The sequence below is a fragment of the Glycocaulis alkaliphilus genome (genome assembly GCF_004000605.1).
Classification (GTDB): domain Bacteria; phylum Pseudomonadota; class Alphaproteobacteria; order Caulobacterales; family Maricaulaceae; genus Glycocaulis; species Glycocaulis alkaliphilus.
The window spans coordinates 195,709-211,645 of sequence record NZ_CP018911.1; the positions used below are offsets into that span (position 1 = coordinate 195,709).

At 63.5% G+C, this 15,937-nt stretch carries 16 protein-coding genes; 6 read left to right on the forward strand and 10 right to left on the reverse strand.

What is annotated here, in order from left to right; all coding sequences use genetic code 11:
* Positions 1 to 136 precede the first annotated feature (136 nt).
* The 5 genes from X907_RS00960 (at position 137) to X907_RS00980 (ending at position 4,716) form a co-directional block, all read left to right on the forward strand.
* Positions 137 to 2,233, forward strand: coding sequence for a putative bifunctional diguanylate cyclase/phosphodiesterase (locus tag X907_RS00960; RefSeq protein WP_127565200.1), 2,097 nt, complete (start codon positions 137 to 139; stop codon positions 2,231 to 2,233).
* Between the two features lie 326 nt (positions 2,234 to 2,559).
* Positions 2,560 to 3,174: a hypothetical protein gene (locus tag X907_RS00965; protein ID WP_127565201.1), complete on the forward strand. Its 615-nt coding sequence runs from the start codon at positions 2,560 to 2,562 to the stop codon at positions 3,172 to 3,174.
* A gap of 26 nt (positions 3,175 to 3,200) precedes the next feature.
* On the forward strand, positions 3,201 to 4,010 hold the full coding sequence (gene xth, locus X907_RS00970; protein WP_127565202.1) for an exodeoxyribonuclease III: 810 nt from the start codon (positions 3,201 to 3,203) through the stop codon (positions 4,008 to 4,010).
* 92 nt (positions 4,011 to 4,102) lie between these two features.
* Positions 4,103 to 4,384 (forward strand): type II toxin-antitoxin system RelE/ParE family toxin, encoded by a 282-nt coding sequence (locus tag X907_RS00975; protein WP_127565203.1) that lies wholly within the window; start codon positions 4,103 to 4,105, stop codon positions 4,382 to 4,384.
* 29 nt (positions 4,385 to 4,413) lie between these two features.
* Positions 4,414 to 4,716 carry a HigA family addiction module antitoxin gene (locus X907_RS00980; protein WP_127565204.1) on the forward strand — a complete coding sequence of 101 codons (303 nt, stop codon included), beginning with the start codon at positions 4,414 to 4,416 and terminating at the stop codon, positions 4,714 to 4,716.
* A gap of 9 nt (positions 4,717 to 4,725) precedes the next feature.
* On the opposite strand, the gene pgeF is transcribed toward X907_RS00980, so the two are convergent.
* The 4 genes from pgeF to X907_RS01000 all read right to left on the reverse strand — a co-directional run bounded on the left by pgeF (position 4,726) and on the right by X907_RS01000 (position 8,169).
* Positions 4,726 to 5,511: a peptidoglycan editing factor PgeF gene (gene pgeF, locus X907_RS00985; protein ID WP_127565205.1), complete on the reverse strand. Its 786-nt coding sequence runs from the start codon at positions 5,509 to 5,511 to the stop codon at positions 4,726 to 4,728.
* A complete protein-coding gene (locus tag X907_RS00990; protein WP_127565206.1) occupies positions 5,508 to 6,956 on the reverse strand; it encodes a protein adenylyltransferase SelO family protein in 1,449 nt (482 codons plus the stop codon). Before X907_RS00990 ends, pgeF begins: the two co-directional genes overlap by 4 nt.
* Positions 6,956 to 7,864 (reverse strand): alpha/beta hydrolase, encoded by a 909-nt coding sequence (locus X907_RS00995; protein ID WP_127565207.1) that lies wholly within the window; start codon positions 7,862 to 7,864, stop codon positions 6,956 to 6,958. Before X907_RS00995 ends, X907_RS00990 begins: the two co-directional genes overlap by 1 nt.
* A gap of 65 nt (positions 7,865 to 7,929) precedes the next feature.
* Positions 7,930 to 8,169: a hypothetical protein gene (locus tag X907_RS01000; protein ID WP_233352452.1), complete on the reverse strand. Its 240-nt coding sequence runs from the start codon at positions 8,167 to 8,169 to the stop codon at positions 7,930 to 7,932.
* 296 nt (positions 8,170 to 8,465) lie between these two features.
* On the opposite strand from X907_RS01000, the gene X907_RS01005 reads away from it, so the two are divergent.
* Positions 8,466 to 9,770 carry a UDP-glucose dehydrogenase family protein gene (locus X907_RS01005; protein WP_127565208.1) on the forward strand — a complete coding sequence of 435 codons (1,305 nt, stop codon included), beginning with the start codon at positions 8,466 to 8,468 and terminating at the stop codon, positions 9,768 to 9,770.
* A gap of 9 nt (positions 9,771 to 9,779) precedes the next feature.
* On the opposite strand, the gene X907_RS01010 is transcribed toward X907_RS01005, so the two are convergent.
* From X907_RS01010 to X907_RS01035, 6 genes are all read right to left on the reverse strand, one after another.
* Positions 9,780 to 11,945: an AGE family epimerase/isomerase gene (locus tag X907_RS01010; protein ID WP_127565209.1), complete on the reverse strand. Its 2,166-nt coding sequence runs from the start codon at positions 11,943 to 11,945 to the stop codon at positions 9,780 to 9,782.
* A 161-nt stretch (positions 11,946 to 12,106) separates the two neighbouring features.
* Positions 12,107 to 12,778 carry a spermidine synthase gene (locus tag X907_RS01015; protein ID WP_127565210.1) on the reverse strand — a complete coding sequence of 224 codons (672 nt, stop codon included), beginning with the start codon at positions 12,776 to 12,778 and terminating at the stop codon, positions 12,107 to 12,109.
* Positions 12,775 to 13,089 carry a DUF6481 family protein gene (locus tag X907_RS01020; RefSeq protein WP_127565211.1) on the reverse strand — a complete coding sequence of 105 codons (315 nt, stop codon included), beginning with the start codon at positions 13,087 to 13,089 and terminating at the stop codon, positions 12,775 to 12,777. Before X907_RS01020 ends, X907_RS01015 begins: the two co-directional genes overlap by 4 nt.
* 100 nt (positions 13,090 to 13,189) lie before the next feature.
* The gene (locus X907_RS01025) at positions 13,190 to 13,552 is read right to left on the reverse strand and encodes a TraR/DksA family transcriptional regulator (protein WP_127565212.1); all 363 of its coding nucleotides are present in this window, start codon (positions 13,550 to 13,552) and stop codon (positions 13,190 to 13,192) included.
* Between the two features lie 11 nt (positions 13,553 to 13,563).
* Positions 13,564 to 14,418: a universal stress protein gene (locus X907_RS01030; protein ID WP_127565213.1), complete on the reverse strand. Its 855-nt coding sequence runs from the start codon at positions 14,416 to 14,418 to the stop codon at positions 13,564 to 13,566.
* A 10-nt stretch (positions 14,419 to 14,428) separates the two neighbouring features.
* Positions 14,429 to 15,934, reverse strand: a complete 1,506-nt coding sequence (locus X907_RS01035) for a SulP family inorganic anion transporter (protein WP_127565214.1) — start codon at positions 15,932 to 15,934, stop codon at positions 14,429 to 14,431.
* Positions 15,935 to 15,937 lie beyond the last annotated feature (3 nt).

Below are 15,937 nucleotides of genomic sequence, written 5' to 3' on the forward strand. Positions count from 1 at the left end.
GAAGCGGTTTCAACAGGTTAACAGTCTCTATGCGGGTGCTTAACGCGATTTTCAGCAAGCTCTGAAAATCTGCGTCTACCTGCCGCACCATCCGGTACGACAACCGGACAGGTGTGGCCTTGCCCCGTGAGGACTGATGGCTCCGCTTCGCCACGCCCTGTCACGCATGATGCGTTCGCTCGTGATGAAATTCACGGTGCTGTGCGCGTTCGTGCTGATTGCTGCCACATCGGTAATGACCGGCATCGGTTATGTGTCCAAGTCGCACGATAACCGCGTTACCGCGCTTGCCCATGCCGAGTTGATGTCACAGGTGCTTGCATCAAATCTCGCTGAACAGGCCTCCCAGCGCGATGCCCGCCGCCTGACAATGGGGCTGGGCGCGTTCGGCGAGCGCGGCGATGTCCAGGGCGCGTATATTGTCGACCCGGCCCGCGAGGTGCTGGTCAGTGCCGGCAATGTGGAGTTCGCGCCCGGTGAACGTAGCACTGACGCCCTGGTCCACGGTGCGCTTGGCTCTGTTGATACCCGGGTGGAAATTGTTGGCGAGCTGATCCGTGTCGCTCACCCTGTCATGCACCAGGGGCGCCTTGCCGGCGCCATCGTGATTGATGTGCCGATCGCGGCTGTCTCGCGTCCCGCGGCCGAGATTTTCCAGCGCCAGATTCTCGTCGGCCTTGTCGCGCTGCTCATCTTCCTGCCTCTCGTCGCCTACGTCGTGCGGACGGCTCTTGGCCCTATCCACAAGTTGACCGAAGCGGCACGCCTCGCCTCCTCGCGCAAGCTGGACATGCGCATCGACGTGCGCACGGGTGACGAGCTTGAAGTGCTGGCCAATGCCTTCAACCGCATGTTTGCCCGCCTTGATGCGTCCATGAAACGCATTCACCGCCTTGCCTATGTCGACATGGTCACCGAGCTGCCCAATCGCGAGCGCTTCCGCAAGGAAGTCGAGCGCGTGACCCGGCGCGCTGAAGACACAGGCACGGCCGGAGCGGTCTTGTTCCTTGACCTCGACCGCTTCAAGCGCGTGAACGACTCGCTGGGTCTGGGTGAAGGGGACCGCCTGCTGGAAGCAGTTGCCCGGCGCCTGCGCGAAACCGCCCGCGGCTGGGATCTGCGACAGGGCGAAGATGGCGCCGAGCCATCGCTGGTCGCGCGTCTTGGCGGCGACGAATTCACCATCCTTCTGCCCGCTTTGCGCGATCCGGCTGATGCGGCTCGCGTAGCACGCCTGGTGATCGATGCGGTCCGCCGCCCGTTCGAGATTTCCGGCCACCGCGTCTTCCTGGGCGTATCGGTTGGTGTGGCGGTCTTCCCGCGTGATGGCGGTGACCCTGAAACCTTGCTGCGTCATGCCGACCTTGCCATGGCGGCTGCCAAGTGCGCGGGCGGCAATGCGTACGAGTTTTTTGAAGCCAGCATGAACCAGACAGCCTTTGAACGGCTGGTGCTGGAAGGCGAGCTGCGTGAAGCGGTACGCGACGACCAGCTGGTGGTTTTCTACCAGCCCAAGATTTCCATCAAGGACGGCTCGATTGCGGGTGTTGAAGCGCTGGTGCGCTGGAACCACCCCACGGCCGGCCTCCTGTCTCCCGGTACGTTCATCCAGGCAGCTGAAGAATGCGGCCTGATTGGCGAGATTGGCGACTGGGTCATGCGCCGCGCCTGCACCGAAATCGCGGACTTAAACCGTCGCGGCTACAGCGTGCCCGTGGCCGTCAACGTCTCGGCCGTCCAGTTCGAGGATGAAGGCTTCGCCGACAGCGTGCTCGACACGCTGCGCGAAACCGGCCTGCCGGCCTCCCTGCTGGAGCTGGAGCTGACCGAGTCGGTCGCCATGCGCCAGCCTGAGCGTGTGCTTGAACAGATCGAACCGCTGCGCGCGCGCGGCGTCGGCTTTGCCATTGACGATTTCGGCACCGGCCATTCCAGCCTGTCCTACCTGACCCGCATGCCGTTTGACGTGTTCAAGATCGACCAGAGCTTTGTGCGCGATATGTCAAAAGACCCGCACGCCCGCATCGTGGTCGAGACAATTCTGGCCATGGCAAAGGCCCTGAAGCTGCAGACCGTGGCCGAAGGCGTGGAAACCAGCGAACAGCTTGCCTTCCTGCGCGAGCAGGGCGCCACGCTGGCGCAAGGCTATCTCTTTGCCCGTCCGATGCCGCTGGCCGACCTTGTGCGCTTTGCCGATGACGACAAATCCAGGGTGCAGCTCGCCAGCGCCTGAGGGCATGAAATCATCGATTCGGCATGCCTCGGCATGTGGCGAATTGGCAACGCACAACACCTTTCTACAATTTAATTGAACAACGCCCCTCACTTGTGGCATAAATACACGTGCGGGCCGCAAGCACTCTGACCCGCTCGCTCTGGCACGGCGTCGTCCCCCGCAAACCGTCCAGGGTCAGGCCCGCTCCGGTTGATCCCCTCCCGGTGCAGCATGTGGCAGTCAAGCGGTCCCGATCGGCGCCCGATGGTCCCCTCACCGTCGGGCGCCATAGTTTTTGCGGTTGTGCCCTGTTCGGGCATTCGTCAGCGCGCTAGACAGCAGGCATGGCACCGTCTGACTCCCCCGATTCCAGCGATGATGTGATCGCCCGCCTGCTCGAGGAGATACCGCTCCTCTACAAGGCGCGCGCCTTTGCCGAGAGCATAGCTGATCCGGCTTTCTTCTCGCGGCTTGGCGAGCGGCTAGACCCGCGCGAAAAGGCCCTGGCGCGCGCCTATCTTGATGGTCTTGGATTTCCCGATGCCGAGCCTGCGCCGCTGGGCAGCTGGGAAGATGCCGCGATTGCCGCTGAAAGCCTCGACACGGACCCGCTCGCCTGGGAGGCCGAGGAGATGCTACGCGCAGGACTGGTCGAGAGGGCGCTCGAACGGCTCGACCCGGAGGGTCTTGAGGCCGCCCTGACGCTTGTCGCCTCGTCCATCGGGGAGCTGGCGCGCGAGGCGGCCGAGGCAGCTGCCGCGATGGACGACATGTATGATGAGAGCGTGGTCAACATCGCTGCAGGCGGGCTGATCCAGGCCGCCAATGGCGCGGTGCTGGTTCTGCTCGCCGAGGCCGAGGACGAAGAACCCACCCACCCCTTCCTGGCCCGCTGGCGGCTTTATGTGCGCGGGCGCTGGCCGGTGGGCGTTGCTGGCTCCACCTATAATATTCTGTGATCCACTATCTGCAGGAAGGAGCCGTGATGGCCGCCCTGACCCTTGCCACCTGGAATATCAACTCGGTCCGCCTGCGCATCGAACAGGTCGCGCGCTTTGCTGATACGGCAAAGCCGGATGTGATCTGCCTGCAGGAAATCAAGTGCATGGAGGATCAGTTCCCCGCCAAAGCCTTCAAGGATATGGGCTATCCGTATTTCCACGTGAGCGGTCAGAAGGGTATGCATGGCGTGGCCACTGTCTCGCGCACACCCCTTGACGTGCTGGAGGACTGCGAGGTGTGTCCCAAGGGGGAGGCGCGCCACCATGTCGTGCGCGTCGACGGGGTAGAGATCCAGAATTACTACATCCCCGCTGGCGGCGATGAGCCGGATATCGCGATCAATCCGCGCTTTGCCCACAAGCTGGATTTTCTGGACCGCTTTGGCGCGTATCTGGAAAAGCGCGGCCAGAAGGGCGGCGATGTGGTGCTGGTGGGTGATCTCAACATCGCCCCGCGCGAGCACGATGTCTGGTCACACAAACAGCTCTTGAAAGTCATCTCGCATACGCCGGTGGAAACTGAAGGGCTGGAAGCCGCGCGCACCGGAGCAGGCTATCTCGATGTCGCGCGCGAGCTGATCGCCGAGCCGGAAAAGATCTACACCTGGTGGAGCTACCGCAATCGCGACTGGCGCAAATCCAATCGGGGCCGGCGGCTCGACCATATCTGGGTCTCGCCCGCCCTTGCCGCCGCCGCCACGGCTCATGGCCGCGAGGGCTTCACCATCTGGGACGAAACCCGCGACTGGGAAAAACCGTCCGATCACGTGCCGGTAACGCTCAAGCTGGGGTAGGGCGGATCGTCTGCGTGTATCGATAGGCGATACATTTTTCTTGACACGCGTATCGCGCACCGATACTTTAGACCAAGATTCGGGCGGTCTGCATGATCAAGAGCTTTGCCGACAAGATCACAGAGACCGTCTTTCTGGGTTCCTGTCCGAAAGGCTTCCCCGCCGAGTTGTTTGGCCGTACCCGGCGAGCGCTTGAGCGGATACACGCCGCCTCTGATATTTCGGATTTGCGTGTTCCGCCATCCTTCCGCCTGCATCAGCTCAAAGGCGATCAGGCGGGACGGTGGTCGATTTCGGTGAATGACCAGTTTCGCATCACTTTTGCATTCGCAAATGGTGATGCCCGGAATGTTCGTTTTGAAGACTACCACTGACCTGACATGCCGTCCCGATGAGGTTCCCCATGTCCTATAAGTTTCAGGCCCCTGCCAGCACGGTCGGGGAACATCTCAAGGAAGACTTCATGGCGGAGTACGCCATCAAGGCACCGACGCTCGCAAAGAAGCTGGGTGTGCCGCGTGCGCGCGTTGTGCGCCTGCTGGAAGGTGCAGCGTGTGACGGTGATATGGCGCTTCGTCTCGCGCGGGTGTTCGGTACGACGCCGGAGTTCTGGATGAATCTGCAGATGCTTCGCGACCTCTCACTGGCTCAGGTGGAACGCGGCGCTGTCATAGAAGCTGAAGCGACGCCTCTGCAGATGGTGTAGAGGTCTGGCTCACCTCTTCAGTGCGATGATGCCGCACTGGCCGCCAAACTGGCCGGCATGTCCGTCGCGTGCGGCCCGTCTCGACGAGAAAAAGCGGTCCTCATCGGCAAAGGTACAGGCGCGGATGCGGCTGATCCGGTCTTGCGCCACACCGGCTGACAGGAGCTGGCGGTGGACGCCTTCAGCCACGTCCAGCCCTGCCCCGCCTTCGGCATCCTTTGGCCCGACCAGCGGCTCATCAAGCGTGCCAAACAGCCCCTCAAAGGCCTCCAGCACTTCTGGCCCCACCCGGTAGTTCTCTTTCGAGATTGCCGGGCCGATAGCGGCGCGCAAGTCCTCTGCCCGGCTGCCATAGGCCTCGCCCATCGCCTCGATCGTGCGCGCGGTGATATTCTTCACTGTGCTGCGCCAGCCTGAATGAATGGCGCCAATCGCATGATTGACCGGATCATGCAGCAGCACCGGCACGCAGTCGGCAACCTGCGTACATAGCGCAAAGCCGCTCTGGCTGGTGATGAGCGCGTCGCCTTCACCCGCTGACCAGCCTTCAGGCGGCCCGTCGGCTTTCAGCACGGTATCGCCATGCACCTGATTGGCAAAGACCAGCCGGGTAACGCCCAGCGCGCGCGCCACCCGTGCGCGGTTTTCAGAGACATGATCCTTGTCGTCGCCCCGCGACCAGCTGAGATTGAGGCTGTCAAACGGGCCTTCGCTGACCCCGCCACCGCGCGTGGTAAAGGCATGGACAATGCCTTCGCCCAGACTGTCCGCGAAGAGGAATTCCAGCCTGTTCATGACGCGGCCTCATCGAGAAATCCGCTGCGGCCGCGCCCCAGATCATACGCTTCACGAGCGTCAGAGACCCGGCCCAGCAGGGTGTGTAGCGCGGACCAGTCATCATCGGCTGCAATCGGCGCCCAGGCCGCTTCCATTGTCTCGAATACCATGTCCGCCGACTCGTCTTGCGCAAAATAGCGGTGGGACAGGCGCTCAGGGCGCACGGGCGAGCGCGCGTCAAACCCTTGCAGTACCGCTTCAAACGCTTGCTGCCGATAATGCTCACCGCGTGGACCGGCAAAAGCCCGGCTTTCAGAGGCCATGCCGCCAAACCAGTCGAAAACCACGCCTTCAAAGGGCAGCTGGCTCTCATGCATGAAGCGCAGCAGGGATGTGAGGAAGGCTCCGTCCGCCTCACCGCCCTGCGGCGCTATGCCAAGCCGCCGATGCCAGGCTTCGTAGAGCGCGGCGCGGTACTGGTCCGGGAAGGTTGTCAGCGCCTTGATGAGGCTGTCCTCCTCGCCAATCAGCGAGAGCGCGCCGGCCAGCTGCTCCAGCGCCCACAGGACCGATTCCGGCTGCCGGCCATACGCATAAAGCCCACCCTCATCGAAATAGGCGGCTGTAAAGCCCGGCTCGAAAACGGGCAGGAAACGCCAAGGGCCGTAATCAAAGCTCTCGCCCGTCACCGCCAGATTGTCGGTATTGAGCACACCATGGACAAACCCTGCCGCCATCCATTCAGCGCTAAGCCGGGCGAGCGCGGCAGTGGTGTGTTCGAGAAACGCCGCCGCACGCGCGGGCGTATCGCCGCCTGCTGCCTGCGGGTGGAAGTGCTCGATCGCGTAATCCATCAGCGCTTCAATCAGGTCCGGCCGGTTGAAGTAGGCATGGCGCTGGAACATGCCGATGCGCACATGGGAATGGGAGAGCCGCGTCATCACCGCAGAACGCGTGGGGCTCGGCTCATCGCCCCGGTGCAGCGCTTCTCCGGTCTCGAAAATCGCGAATGTCTTGGAGGTGTAGACGCCGCGCGCTTCGAGCATTTCCGATGCCAGCAGTTCGCGCACCGCGCCTTTCAGCGTCAGCCGGCCATCGCCGGTGCGCGAAAACGGCGTCTGGCCCGACCCCTTTGTGCCGAAGTCCAGCAGGCGGCCCTCGTTATCGCGCACTTGCCCGAACAGGAAGCCCCGCCCGTCGCCGATTTGCGGGTTATAAGTGCGGAACTGGTGGCCGTGATAGCGCAGTGCCAGCGGCTTTTCCTGATTGCCCGGCAGTGGCTCGAAACGGTGGAAATGGGCCGCGCGTGCATCGGCTCCCAGATTGTCCAGACCTACCGCTTCGGCCCAGCGCGTATTCCACCAGCGCTCAATGCCTGCGGGGAAGCTGGCGGGCTCTACCGGATCGGCAAATTCACCGCCCAGCGCGGAAAAGCGCGGATCAGCCTGGTAGCGTGCGGCCATCAGGCCAGGCCCTTCTCAAGCGCCTTCGCCGCCCTGACAATCGCCTCAACAGCCTGAGGCAATATGCGCGTCATGTTGAGAAACCCATGGGGCACGGTATTGATGACCACCCTTTCCACCGGCACGCCCGATGCGGCCAGCCGGTCAGCATAGGCTGCACCCTCATTGAGGAGCGGATCAAGCTCTGCGGCCAGAAGGAAGGTAGGCGCAATGCCTTTAAGGTCGTCAGCCAGCAAGGGCGAGACGCGCACGTCGCGTACATCATCGAGACTGCGCAAATAGGTCAGGCGGATGCGCGTCAGCACCTCGCGCGACAATAGCGGGCCCTCCTGCCAGGGCTGGCCTGCGCGTTCAATCTCCAGCAATTGCAGGAGCGGGTAGATCAGGAGCTGGAAGGCGGCCTTGCCGCGCCGGTGCTGGGCGATGACAGCAGCCAGATTGCCGCCCGCCGAGTCCCCGCCAACGGCCAGCCTGTCAGGGGCGAACCCGTAATCGGCCAGCGCGCCCTCCTGCACGGCATCGAATGCCGCCAGCGCGTCGTTTATGGCAGCCGGGAAGGCATGTTCGGGCGCCTTGCGGTAATTCACCGACACCACGCGCACGCCCGAAGCCGCCGCCAGGCGCTGGCAGAGCGGCGCATGGGTGTCGATATCACCAACGACAAACCCGCCACCGTGAAAATAGACCAGTCCGGCGCCGTTCTCCGCCGCGTCGAACGGCACCCAGACCCGCACCGGGATCGGCTCGGACGGTCCGGGCAAAGTCAGATTCTCGATCCTCTCAACGCCCGGTGGCTCAAGCTCTGTAATGGGAATCATGCGCCGCAACGCTTCACGCATGCCCGGCGCGGTGCGCTCAGGCGTGAAATGCGCTGCCAGATCGGCAAAGACTTTTTCAGGGGTCAGCATGTGAGCTGCATAGTTCGGCGCGCGGGGCCTCAATGGCAAGCGCCAAAAGAGGCGGCCCGGACAGCCTAGTGCAGTTGCACCGGGCTTGCGGCATGGATGCGCCCTGACAGGGCATCCTCGATCTCGCTTTTGAGCGCCCGCCACGCGGCGGCACTTTCCGCCTCGCCCTTGTCCTCCATTTCGCTAATCGCCTCACACGCATAGCCGAGCGCGCGCGGGCCATGGCGGTCCACCAGCGTGAAGGCGATCTGGCGGATGTCATCAGGCGTAATGCGTGAGCGGCGCTGGGTGGCTATCGGATGCAAGGGCTGGGTCTCCAGGGCTGGCAGGTGGCAAGTCGGTGGAGGTATGGCAAAGGGCGGGCCACTCTTTCGCGTTCCGCAATGTATTGGATTAATTTGCATATTCCTGACAGGCGCGACAGGTGGAAGGAGGAGGTGCCCGCCGACCGGCCATTCTTGCCCGGCATACTTGTCCGGCGCGCAGCTGGACAGATCCGCAGCCATTGCAGGCCCTGTTTCGGGTGTTGTTCCTTGCCTGAAAGCCGTATTGCGGGCATTACGCAGATCAGAAGCGGAAGATATGACGGAGTGCCCTTTCCATGCGCGTGGCAATGATCGGTACAGGCTATGTCGGCCTGGTCTCTGGAGCCTGTTTTGCCGATTTCGGCCATCAGGTGACCTGCATCGACAAGAACGAGGAAAAGATCGCCCTGCTGCGTTCCGGCGGCGTGCCGATCTACGAGCCGGGCCTCGACCAGCTGGTTCAGCGCAATGTGCGTGAGGGCCGCCTCGACTTTGCCACCGACCTGACCGAAGCCGTGCGCGCAGCCGATGTGGTCTTCATTGCCGTGGGCACGCCCTCACGCCGGGGCGATGGCCATGCCGATCTGTCCTATGTCCATGCGGCTGCCGAAGAAATTGGCCAGGTCATGGACGGTTTCACGGTCGTGGTGAACAAGTCGACGGTCCCGGTGGGTACCGGCGATGAGGTGGAAGCGCTCATCCGCAAGGTGCGCCCGGACGGGGACTTTGCCGTGGTGTCGAACCCGGAATTCCTGCGCGAGGGCGCGGCGATCGACGACTTCAAGCGTCCTGACCGGGTGGTCGTCGGCACCGAGAATGCGCGCGCGCGCGACATCATGCGCGAGCTCTACCGGCCGCTTTTCCTCAACGAGACGCCGATCGTGTTCACCTCGCGCCGTACATCCGAGCTGATCAAGTATGCGGCCAATGCCTTCCTGGCCATGAAGATCACCTTCATCAACGAGATGGCCGATCTGTGCGAGGCCGTGGGCGCGAACGTGCAGGAAGTGTCCAAGGGTATCGGCCTTGATGGCCGTATCGGCGCGAAATTCCTCCATGCGGGCCCCGGCTATGGTGGCTCCTGCTTCCCCAAGGACACGCTGGCTCTGGTGCGTACCGCGCAGGAGGCAGACACGCCCTTGCAGCTGGTGGAAGCGACCGTGCGGGTCAATGATGCCCGCAAGCGGGCGATGGCCGACAAGGTGATCGCCGCCTGTGGCGGGGACGTGTCGGGCAAGACGATCGCGGTGCTGGGCCTGACCTTCAAGCCCAACACCGATGACATGCGCGAGGCCCCGAGCCTCGACATCATTCCCGCCCTTCAGGCCAAGGGCGCACGCGTTCGCGCCTATGATCCTGCCGGGATCGAGGAGGCCGAGAAGCTTCTGAAAGATGTCGAGTACACGACCGGCCCCTATCTGGCGCTGGAAGACGCCGACGCGGTGGTCATCATCACCGAGTGGAACGAGTTCCGGGCCCTCGATCTTGATCGCGTCAAGACGGCTCTGAAGGCGCCGGTCGTGGTGGATCTGCGCAATATCTACGATCCGGCCGAGATGAAGGAAGCCGGCTTGTCCTATACCAGTGTCGGACGGCCGTAAGGCTCCCCGCTAGCGGGCGGCCAGTGGTCCGATGGCCGTCATGATGTGATAGAGCATGCTGGCAGGGATGTCCTTTGCCAGCGGCGCTCCGTCCCGGTCATAGGCGTCCATCCAGCCGCCTTTGCAGGCATCGGCGAGATAGGTGGTGCGAAGCCGCGCCTGCAGGCGTTCTGCTTCCCCCGGAGCCGCCGTTTCAGGGTGGCGCAGGCGCGCGCGCAGCATTTCCAGCTGCGGCCACAGACGCCGGTTCCCGTCCAGAACAGTGCCTTGCGTGTCCACGCTGTTATGCGCAAACCCGCTCTGGCGGTCTCGTCCCTTACTGTCAGCAAACCCGATCATGCGCCTGCGCCAGCTGATGAGATCATGGCCGGTCCGCGCTTCGTATTCGGCCAGCAACCAGGCCCATTCATGGCAATGGCCGGGCTCGGTGCGCCACGGCCCGCTCCCCCTTGACCAGTCTGCGTGCAAATCCTCGACCACTGCCCCGCTGGCCGGATGGAAGAAGCTGTCTTCAAAGCGCTCTACGCAAAGGCGCGCGCAGTCCAGCGCATCGGCAGAGCCACTGGCGGCCTCGAGTGCCAGGCACGCTTCGAGAAGGTGCATGTGCGGGTTTGCGGCGCGCACATCGGGTGCCATTTCCGGATCGTAAAACCCCTCGCCGGATCTGTCCGCCATCCGGCTTGTCACGAAATCCAGCGCTTCCAGCGCCAGTTCCAGCGCCCGCGCCTCGCCAAAGGCCTGAAAAGCGGCGGCACCGGCCAGAATGACAAAAGCATGGTCATAAAGCCCGCGTCTTGGGTCCAGAGCGTTGCCTGAACGGTCCAGACGGTGAACCCATCCGCCAGCCGATGCGCGGGCCGGGCCATCAAGATACTCAAGGCCCAGCATCGCGATGTGGCGCGCCTCGCCCTTGTTCCAGCCCAGCAGGGCGGCCTGTGAGAAGGCGAAAATCTGGCGCGGGATGACCCGCATGCGCCGTTCGCGCTCCGGCTGGGACGTGCCATCCAGCGACAGGGTTTCAACAAACCCGCCTCTGTCTGCGTCCCAGGCAGTGCGCGCCCATAAGGGCAGACAGTCATCGAACAGCCAGCGGCGCGCCCAGTCCGCCGCCGCCGGTGAAAGAGGGGACACAGATTGCGCAGCGCTGACGAGCGGCTTGATACCGGCCGCCTCGTCAAGGCGGGTCACGATGACCGCCTCGCGGGTTGCGGCAATGGCCAGTCCGTCCACGCCTTTCACCGCGATGACAGGGCCCTCGCTGCGGACATAGCTTCCGGTGACGCCATGCAGGACGGCCGGCCCGTCCACCGTGTTTCCGTTCGCGTCTGGCTCTGACAGGGCTTTGAGCGCGGCATAGTCACCCACATCACTCCAGCCCATGTCTACCGGGACCAGGCTTGCCAGAGGCGTTTTCTCCATCACGGCATAATCAATGCTGATGGCCGGGGCCGCCGCAAAGGCAGAGCGTGCCACGATACGCGCGCCGATAACCGTGTCCGTTTTTGCGCCTGCCAGCGCCTCGCGCGCTGCCGACAGCACAGACGGCGCCTCCCGCTCCAGCTCGCCCAGCATCACATCCGCCCGGAACAGGAAAATGCCCGCATTCCAGAAGTATTCGCCCGAAGCGAGATAGTCCCTGGCGGTGGCGAGGTCCGGCTTCTCCACGAAGGCTTCCACCTTGCGTACCGCCCCGGCTTCACAGGCACGGATATAGCCATAGCCGGTCGCCGGGTGGTCAGGCGTGATGCCGAAAACGACGATGCGCCCGTCCGCGGCAGCCTTTGCCCCGCTGGCGATGGCCTCAAGGAAGCGTTCAGGCCGGGCAATATGATGATCGGCAGGCAGGATCAGCACCAGCGCGTGAGGCAAGGCTGACAGGGCCGCCAGCGCCACGGCTGGCGCAGAATCGCGCGCCACCGGCTCCAGAATGAGGGCGGCATCCGGCAGATGCGTGCGCAGGAGGGCGCCGTGGCGTTCAGACCCTATCGCGGTAACGGGCAGAAAGCCCATATCGGTGCGCCCTCCGGCCTCAAGGCGCAGTGCCGTTTCGGCCAGCATGGTGCGTCCCGAAGGCAGGCTCAGAAACGGTTTGGGGCGCAGCGCGTCTGACAGGGGCCAGAGCCGGCTGCCGGCCCCGCCGCACAGGATGAAGGGCATGATCGTGTGCGCACTCATCGACAGCCCTGCCCCCTTCTTCCCTCACGGCCAGACATGCATGCCGGCATGCGCGCTCTTTGCCCATAGCCCGCTTCGCCCGGACATGGCCAGTTCGTGCCAGCTGGCTTTGCCCGGCCGGTCCCTTGCGGGCATTGATGACGATACGGATGAAAGACTGCTTAAGGGGCCGTTGCAAACCAGATCGTGTGCATCGGTCCCTTGCCGTTTTCCCGCGCGCGCACCTTCACCTCCTCGACACGAAAGCCCATGTGTTTGAGCCTCTGGGTGAAGGCCCGGTCCGGGCTTGCAGACCACACAGCGAGAACGCCGCCGGGCTTCAGCGCCGCGTGGGCGCTGGCAAGCCCCTGCACGCTGTAAAGACCATCATTGGCGGGGCGCGTCAGCCCGTCGGGTCCGTTATCGACATCCAGCAGGATTGCATCATAGCTTTGCCTGCCGGCCGCGATTTCTGCGCCGACATCACCAATGCGCAGCTCGACACGGTGGTCATCAAGGCAGCCTTGCGTCATCGCCTGCATGGGGCCGCGTGCCCATTCGATAATGCCGGGAACCAGCTCTGCCACCACAAGGCGGGCATCACGCCCGAGCTCTGCCAGGGCCGCCCGCAAGGTAAAGCCCATCCCATAGCCGCCAATCAGCAGCCGGGGCGCGGGCCGCGCGCCCAGCCTCTGGCACGTCATAATGGCGAGCGCCTTCTCAGAGCCGCTCATGCGGCTGCTCATCAGCTCGTTGCGGTCCAGCATGATGATGAAGGCATTGTCGTGCCGGACCAGCCGCAGCGGCGGGCCGCCGGGAACCTCGGCCTCGCCAATCAGCTCGCGTGGTTTCATTTTTGCCGGGCTTTACGAGCCGCATAGCGGGCATCACGCGCGGCCTTCAGTTCAGCTTCGGTCCGCTGCGCTGCTTCGGCCTCTGCCGCCGCCTGTGCCTTGTCTGCCTCCGCCTTGGCAATCCTGGCCGCAGCCGCCTCGGCCTTTCTGGCCGCCCGGCGTTCTTCGCGTTCCGCTTGGGCGGCCTTGCGCGCTGCCAGAACGGCCGGATCGGGCGCGGGCTTGTTGCGTAATTGCTCTATGGCGCCTTGTTTTGCGGCGCGCGCCGCTGCTCTGCGTTCGTTGAAATCGGGAGCCTTGAAGCCTGCCATTACTGTTCCATTGTGTTGCGGCGCGCATGATGGACGCCTTCAGGCCTGCATATAACCTGATCGGCATCCGCATTCTTCTGCACGTAGCAGATTTTACGCGTCAGTCATTCTCCGAGGCGCATGTAACGCATCGTGTGACCGCAGGATCGGCTTCCAGACGCTTCAGCGCGATGGCCTCACCGCATTCATCGCACCAGCCGAACTCGCCCGCCTCCAGACGGGTCAGTGCGTCCTGAAGATGACGGCGGCGGGCGGTGCGGCGGCGCTCGGCGGCCTGCGCCATGGCCTGGACCTGAAGCGAGTCGATACGCGAAACCCGGCCGATACTCTGCTGGTCCAGCTCCACCGGCGAGCGGTCTGCGCTGCCCGCATCGGTAAGTGCCCGGAGCTGTTCCAGCTCCGCTTCTATCGGCGGGCGGAAATGTGCATCAAGGGCTTCGGGGGAGAGGCTCTCTTCCGTCATCAATCCCGATACTAGCGGAACAGCATGACAGGCACAGGGCAGGAGCGCAGCATTTCTGTCGTCGTGCTGCCGATGACCAGATTGCGGATGCGCGAATGACCATACGCACCCATGACCAGAAGGCCGATACCGCGTGCCGTGATGCGCTGCGAGATCGCCTCTTCGGGTTTGCCGGGGAGAATTTCCGCCGTCACCTCATGCCCGCCTGCGCTCAACAGGGCGGCGGCATTGTCCAGCTTTGCCCGGCGCTCAGGGGTCTCTTCACCCACTGACACGATATCAATGGGCGTTCCGGCCAGCAGCCTGCCTTTGGCCAGATGGGCAACCGCCCTGTCCCCGCTTGCCCCGCCATCATAGGCGATGAGAGCACGTTCCACGGGCTGGAACGCCCGCGATGCCGCCAGTACGGGCTTCGTGGCGGCTCGCACGATGCGCTCCAGATTGGAACCCAGATGGCCCTTGGCGAAGTCTGCCGCCTCACCGCGCTTGCCCAGTATGATGAGGTCGGCCTCCGCCTCGACATCGTGGATCGCTTCCACGATATCGCCGTGGCGCAGGCGGGTGGTAACAGGGTTGACGCCTGCCGCCTCCATCTCGGCTTTTGCCGCGTCCAGAATGATCCGTCCGCGCTCCTTGGCGAGCTTTGCGCGTTCGGCATCATGTTGCGCGAGCTTTTCCAGAAGCTCTGAGCGCGCGCCAAGGGTGAGATTGCCGGAAAGATTGACCGGCTGGCTGGCAGTATCCCGGCGGCCAAGCACATGGAGAAGCTCCACGCTCGCGCCGGTTTTCGAGGCGGCCCACGCCGCGTGATCGCAGACGCTGCTGGCGTATATCGAGCCGTCAATCAGAGCCAGGATATGGGTCATGTCCGGCCTCCTAATGGCCCATCAGGCGGTCAAGCGCGCCGGGTTTGTCGTGAATGCCAAGACGGTCAACCAGGGTGCGGCTGGCCGTGTTCATGCCCTTGAGCTCCACCTCCGCCCCTTCGCGGCGGAACTTCAGCACGGCCATGTCAATCGCCGCGACGCTGGAGAGATCCCAGATATGGGCAGCGGACAGGTCTATCGTCACCTTGTCCAGCACTTCCTTGAAATCAAACGCCTTCATGAAGTCCTCCGAAGAGGCGAAGAAGAGCTGGCCGGTAACGGTATAGGTCCGTTCGCGGCCATCCTCGCTGGCAAGGGTGCTGACCGCAAAATTACGTGAGACCCGCCAGGCAAAGAAAATCCCGGAGAGCAACACGCCCACCCCCACACCGATGGCTAGGTTATGGCTGAAGATGACCGTAACCACCGTGGCGATCATCACAAAGCTGGAGCTTTTGGGGTGATCGCGCAGATTCTTCACCGAGCGCCAGGAGAAGGTGCCGATGGACACCATGATCATGATGGCCACCAGGGCGGGCATCGGAATCAGTCCCACCCACTCTCCCAGCACCAGGATCATGAAGAGCAGGAACAGGCCCGCCATCAGCGTGGAAAGCCGCCCGCGCCCGCCGGATTTTATGTTGATGATGGACTGGCCGATCATGGCGCAACCCGCCATGCCTCCGATAAAGCCGGTCGCGGTATTGGCGATGCCCTGTCCGATGCATTCGCGGTTGCGGTCGGACGGGGTGTCTGTGAGATCATCGACGATCTGCGCTGTCAGGAGCGATTCCAGTAGGCCCACCATCGCCACGGCTGCCGAGTAGGGCAGGATGATCATCAGGGTTTCGAAGTTGAACGGAATGTCCGGGATCAGGAAGACCGGCAGGGTGGAGGGCAGCTCGCCCATATCCGACACGGTGCGCACATCCATACCCAGCCACATGGCGAGCCCTGTCAGCACAATGATGCAGACCAGCGGCGAGGGGATGGCTTTGGTCAGATACGGAAAGCAGTAAATGATCGCCAGCCCGCCTGCGACCATGGCGTAGGTCACCCACGTCACATTGATGAGTTCGGGTATCTGGGCCAGGAAGATCAGGATCGCCAGCGCATTGACGAAGCCGGTCAGAACCGAGCGCGACACAAAGCGCATGACAAAGCCAAGCTTGAGCACCCCCGCACCGATCTGGATGAGCCCTGCCAGCACCGTCGCGGCCAGCAGGTATTGCAGGCCGTGATCGCGCACTAGCGTCACCATCAACACCGCCGTGGCCGCCGTAGCCGCCGAGATCATGCCCGGACGGCCGCCGGTAAAGGCAATCAGCACCGCAATGGAAAAGCTGGCATAGAGCCCAACCTGCGGATCGACACCGGCAATGATGGAAAACGCGATGGCTTCGGGTATCAGCGCCAGCGCCACGACCAGCCCGGCGAGCACATCGCCTCGCACATTGCCAAACCATTCAGCCCGGATACGGCGCAGAATCTCGAAATCAAGGGAAGGAAGGGTCATAGG

Bases quoted from the DNA above. Each gene is read 5' to 3' on its own strand.
- X907_RS01030 (WP_127565213.1), bottom strand. From the start codon at position 14,418: ATGACCCATATCCTGGCTCTGATTGACGGCTCGATATACGCCAGCAGC.
- X907_RS01010 (WP_127565209.1), bottom strand. From the start codon at position 11,945: ATGAGTGCGCACACGATCATGCCCTTCATCCTGTGCGGCGGGGCCGGC.
- X907_RS01020 (WP_127565211.1), bottom strand. From the start codon at position 13,089: ATGGCAGGCTTCAAGGCTCCCGATTTCAACGAACGCAGAGCAGCGGCG.
- pgeF (WP_127565205.1), bottom strand. From the start codon at position 5,511: ATGAACAGGCTGGAATTCCTCTTCGCGGACAGTCTGGGCGAAGGCATT.
- X907_RS01035 (WP_127565214.1), bottom strand. From the start codon at position 15,934: ATGACCCTTCCTTCCCTTGATTTCGAGATTCTGCGCCGTATCCGGGCT.
- X907_RS01025 (WP_127565212.1), bottom strand. From the start codon at position 13,552: ATGACGGAAGAGAGCCTCTCCCCCGAAGCCCTTGATGCACATTTCCGC.
- X907_RS01015 (WP_127565210.1), bottom strand. From the start codon at position 12,778: ATGAAACCACGCGAGCTGATTGGCGAGGCCGAGGTTCCCGGCGGCCCG.
- X907_RS00975 (WP_127565203.1), top strand. From the start codon at position 4,103: ATGATCAAGAGCTTTGCCGACAAGATCACAGAGACCGTCTTTCTGGGT.
- X907_RS01005 (WP_127565208.1), top strand. From the start codon at position 8,466: ATGCGCGTGGCAATGATCGGTACAGGCTATGTCGGCCTGGTCTCTGGA.
- X907_RS00960 (WP_127565200.1), top strand. From the start codon at position 137: ATGGCTCCGCTTCGCCACGCCCTGTCACGCATGATGCGTTCGCTCGTG.
- X907_RS00995 (WP_127565207.1), bottom strand. From the start codon at position 7,864: ATGCTGACCCCTGAAAAAGTCTTTGCCGATCTGGCAGCGCATTTCACG.
- X907_RS00980 (WP_127565204.1), top strand. From the start codon at position 4,414: ATGTCCTATAAGTTTCAGGCCCCTGCCAGCACGGTCGGGGAACATCTC.
- X907_RS00965 (WP_127565201.1), top strand. From the start codon at position 2,560: ATGGCACCGTCTGACTCCCCCGATTCCAGCGATGATGTGATCGCCCGC.
- X907_RS00990 (WP_127565206.1), bottom strand. From the start codon at position 6,956: ATGGCCGCACGCTACCAGGCTGATCCGCGCTTTTCCGCGCTGGGCGGT.
- xth (WP_127565202.1), top strand. From the start codon at position 3,201: ATGGCCGCCCTGACCCTTGCCACCTGGAATATCAACTCGGTCCGCCTG.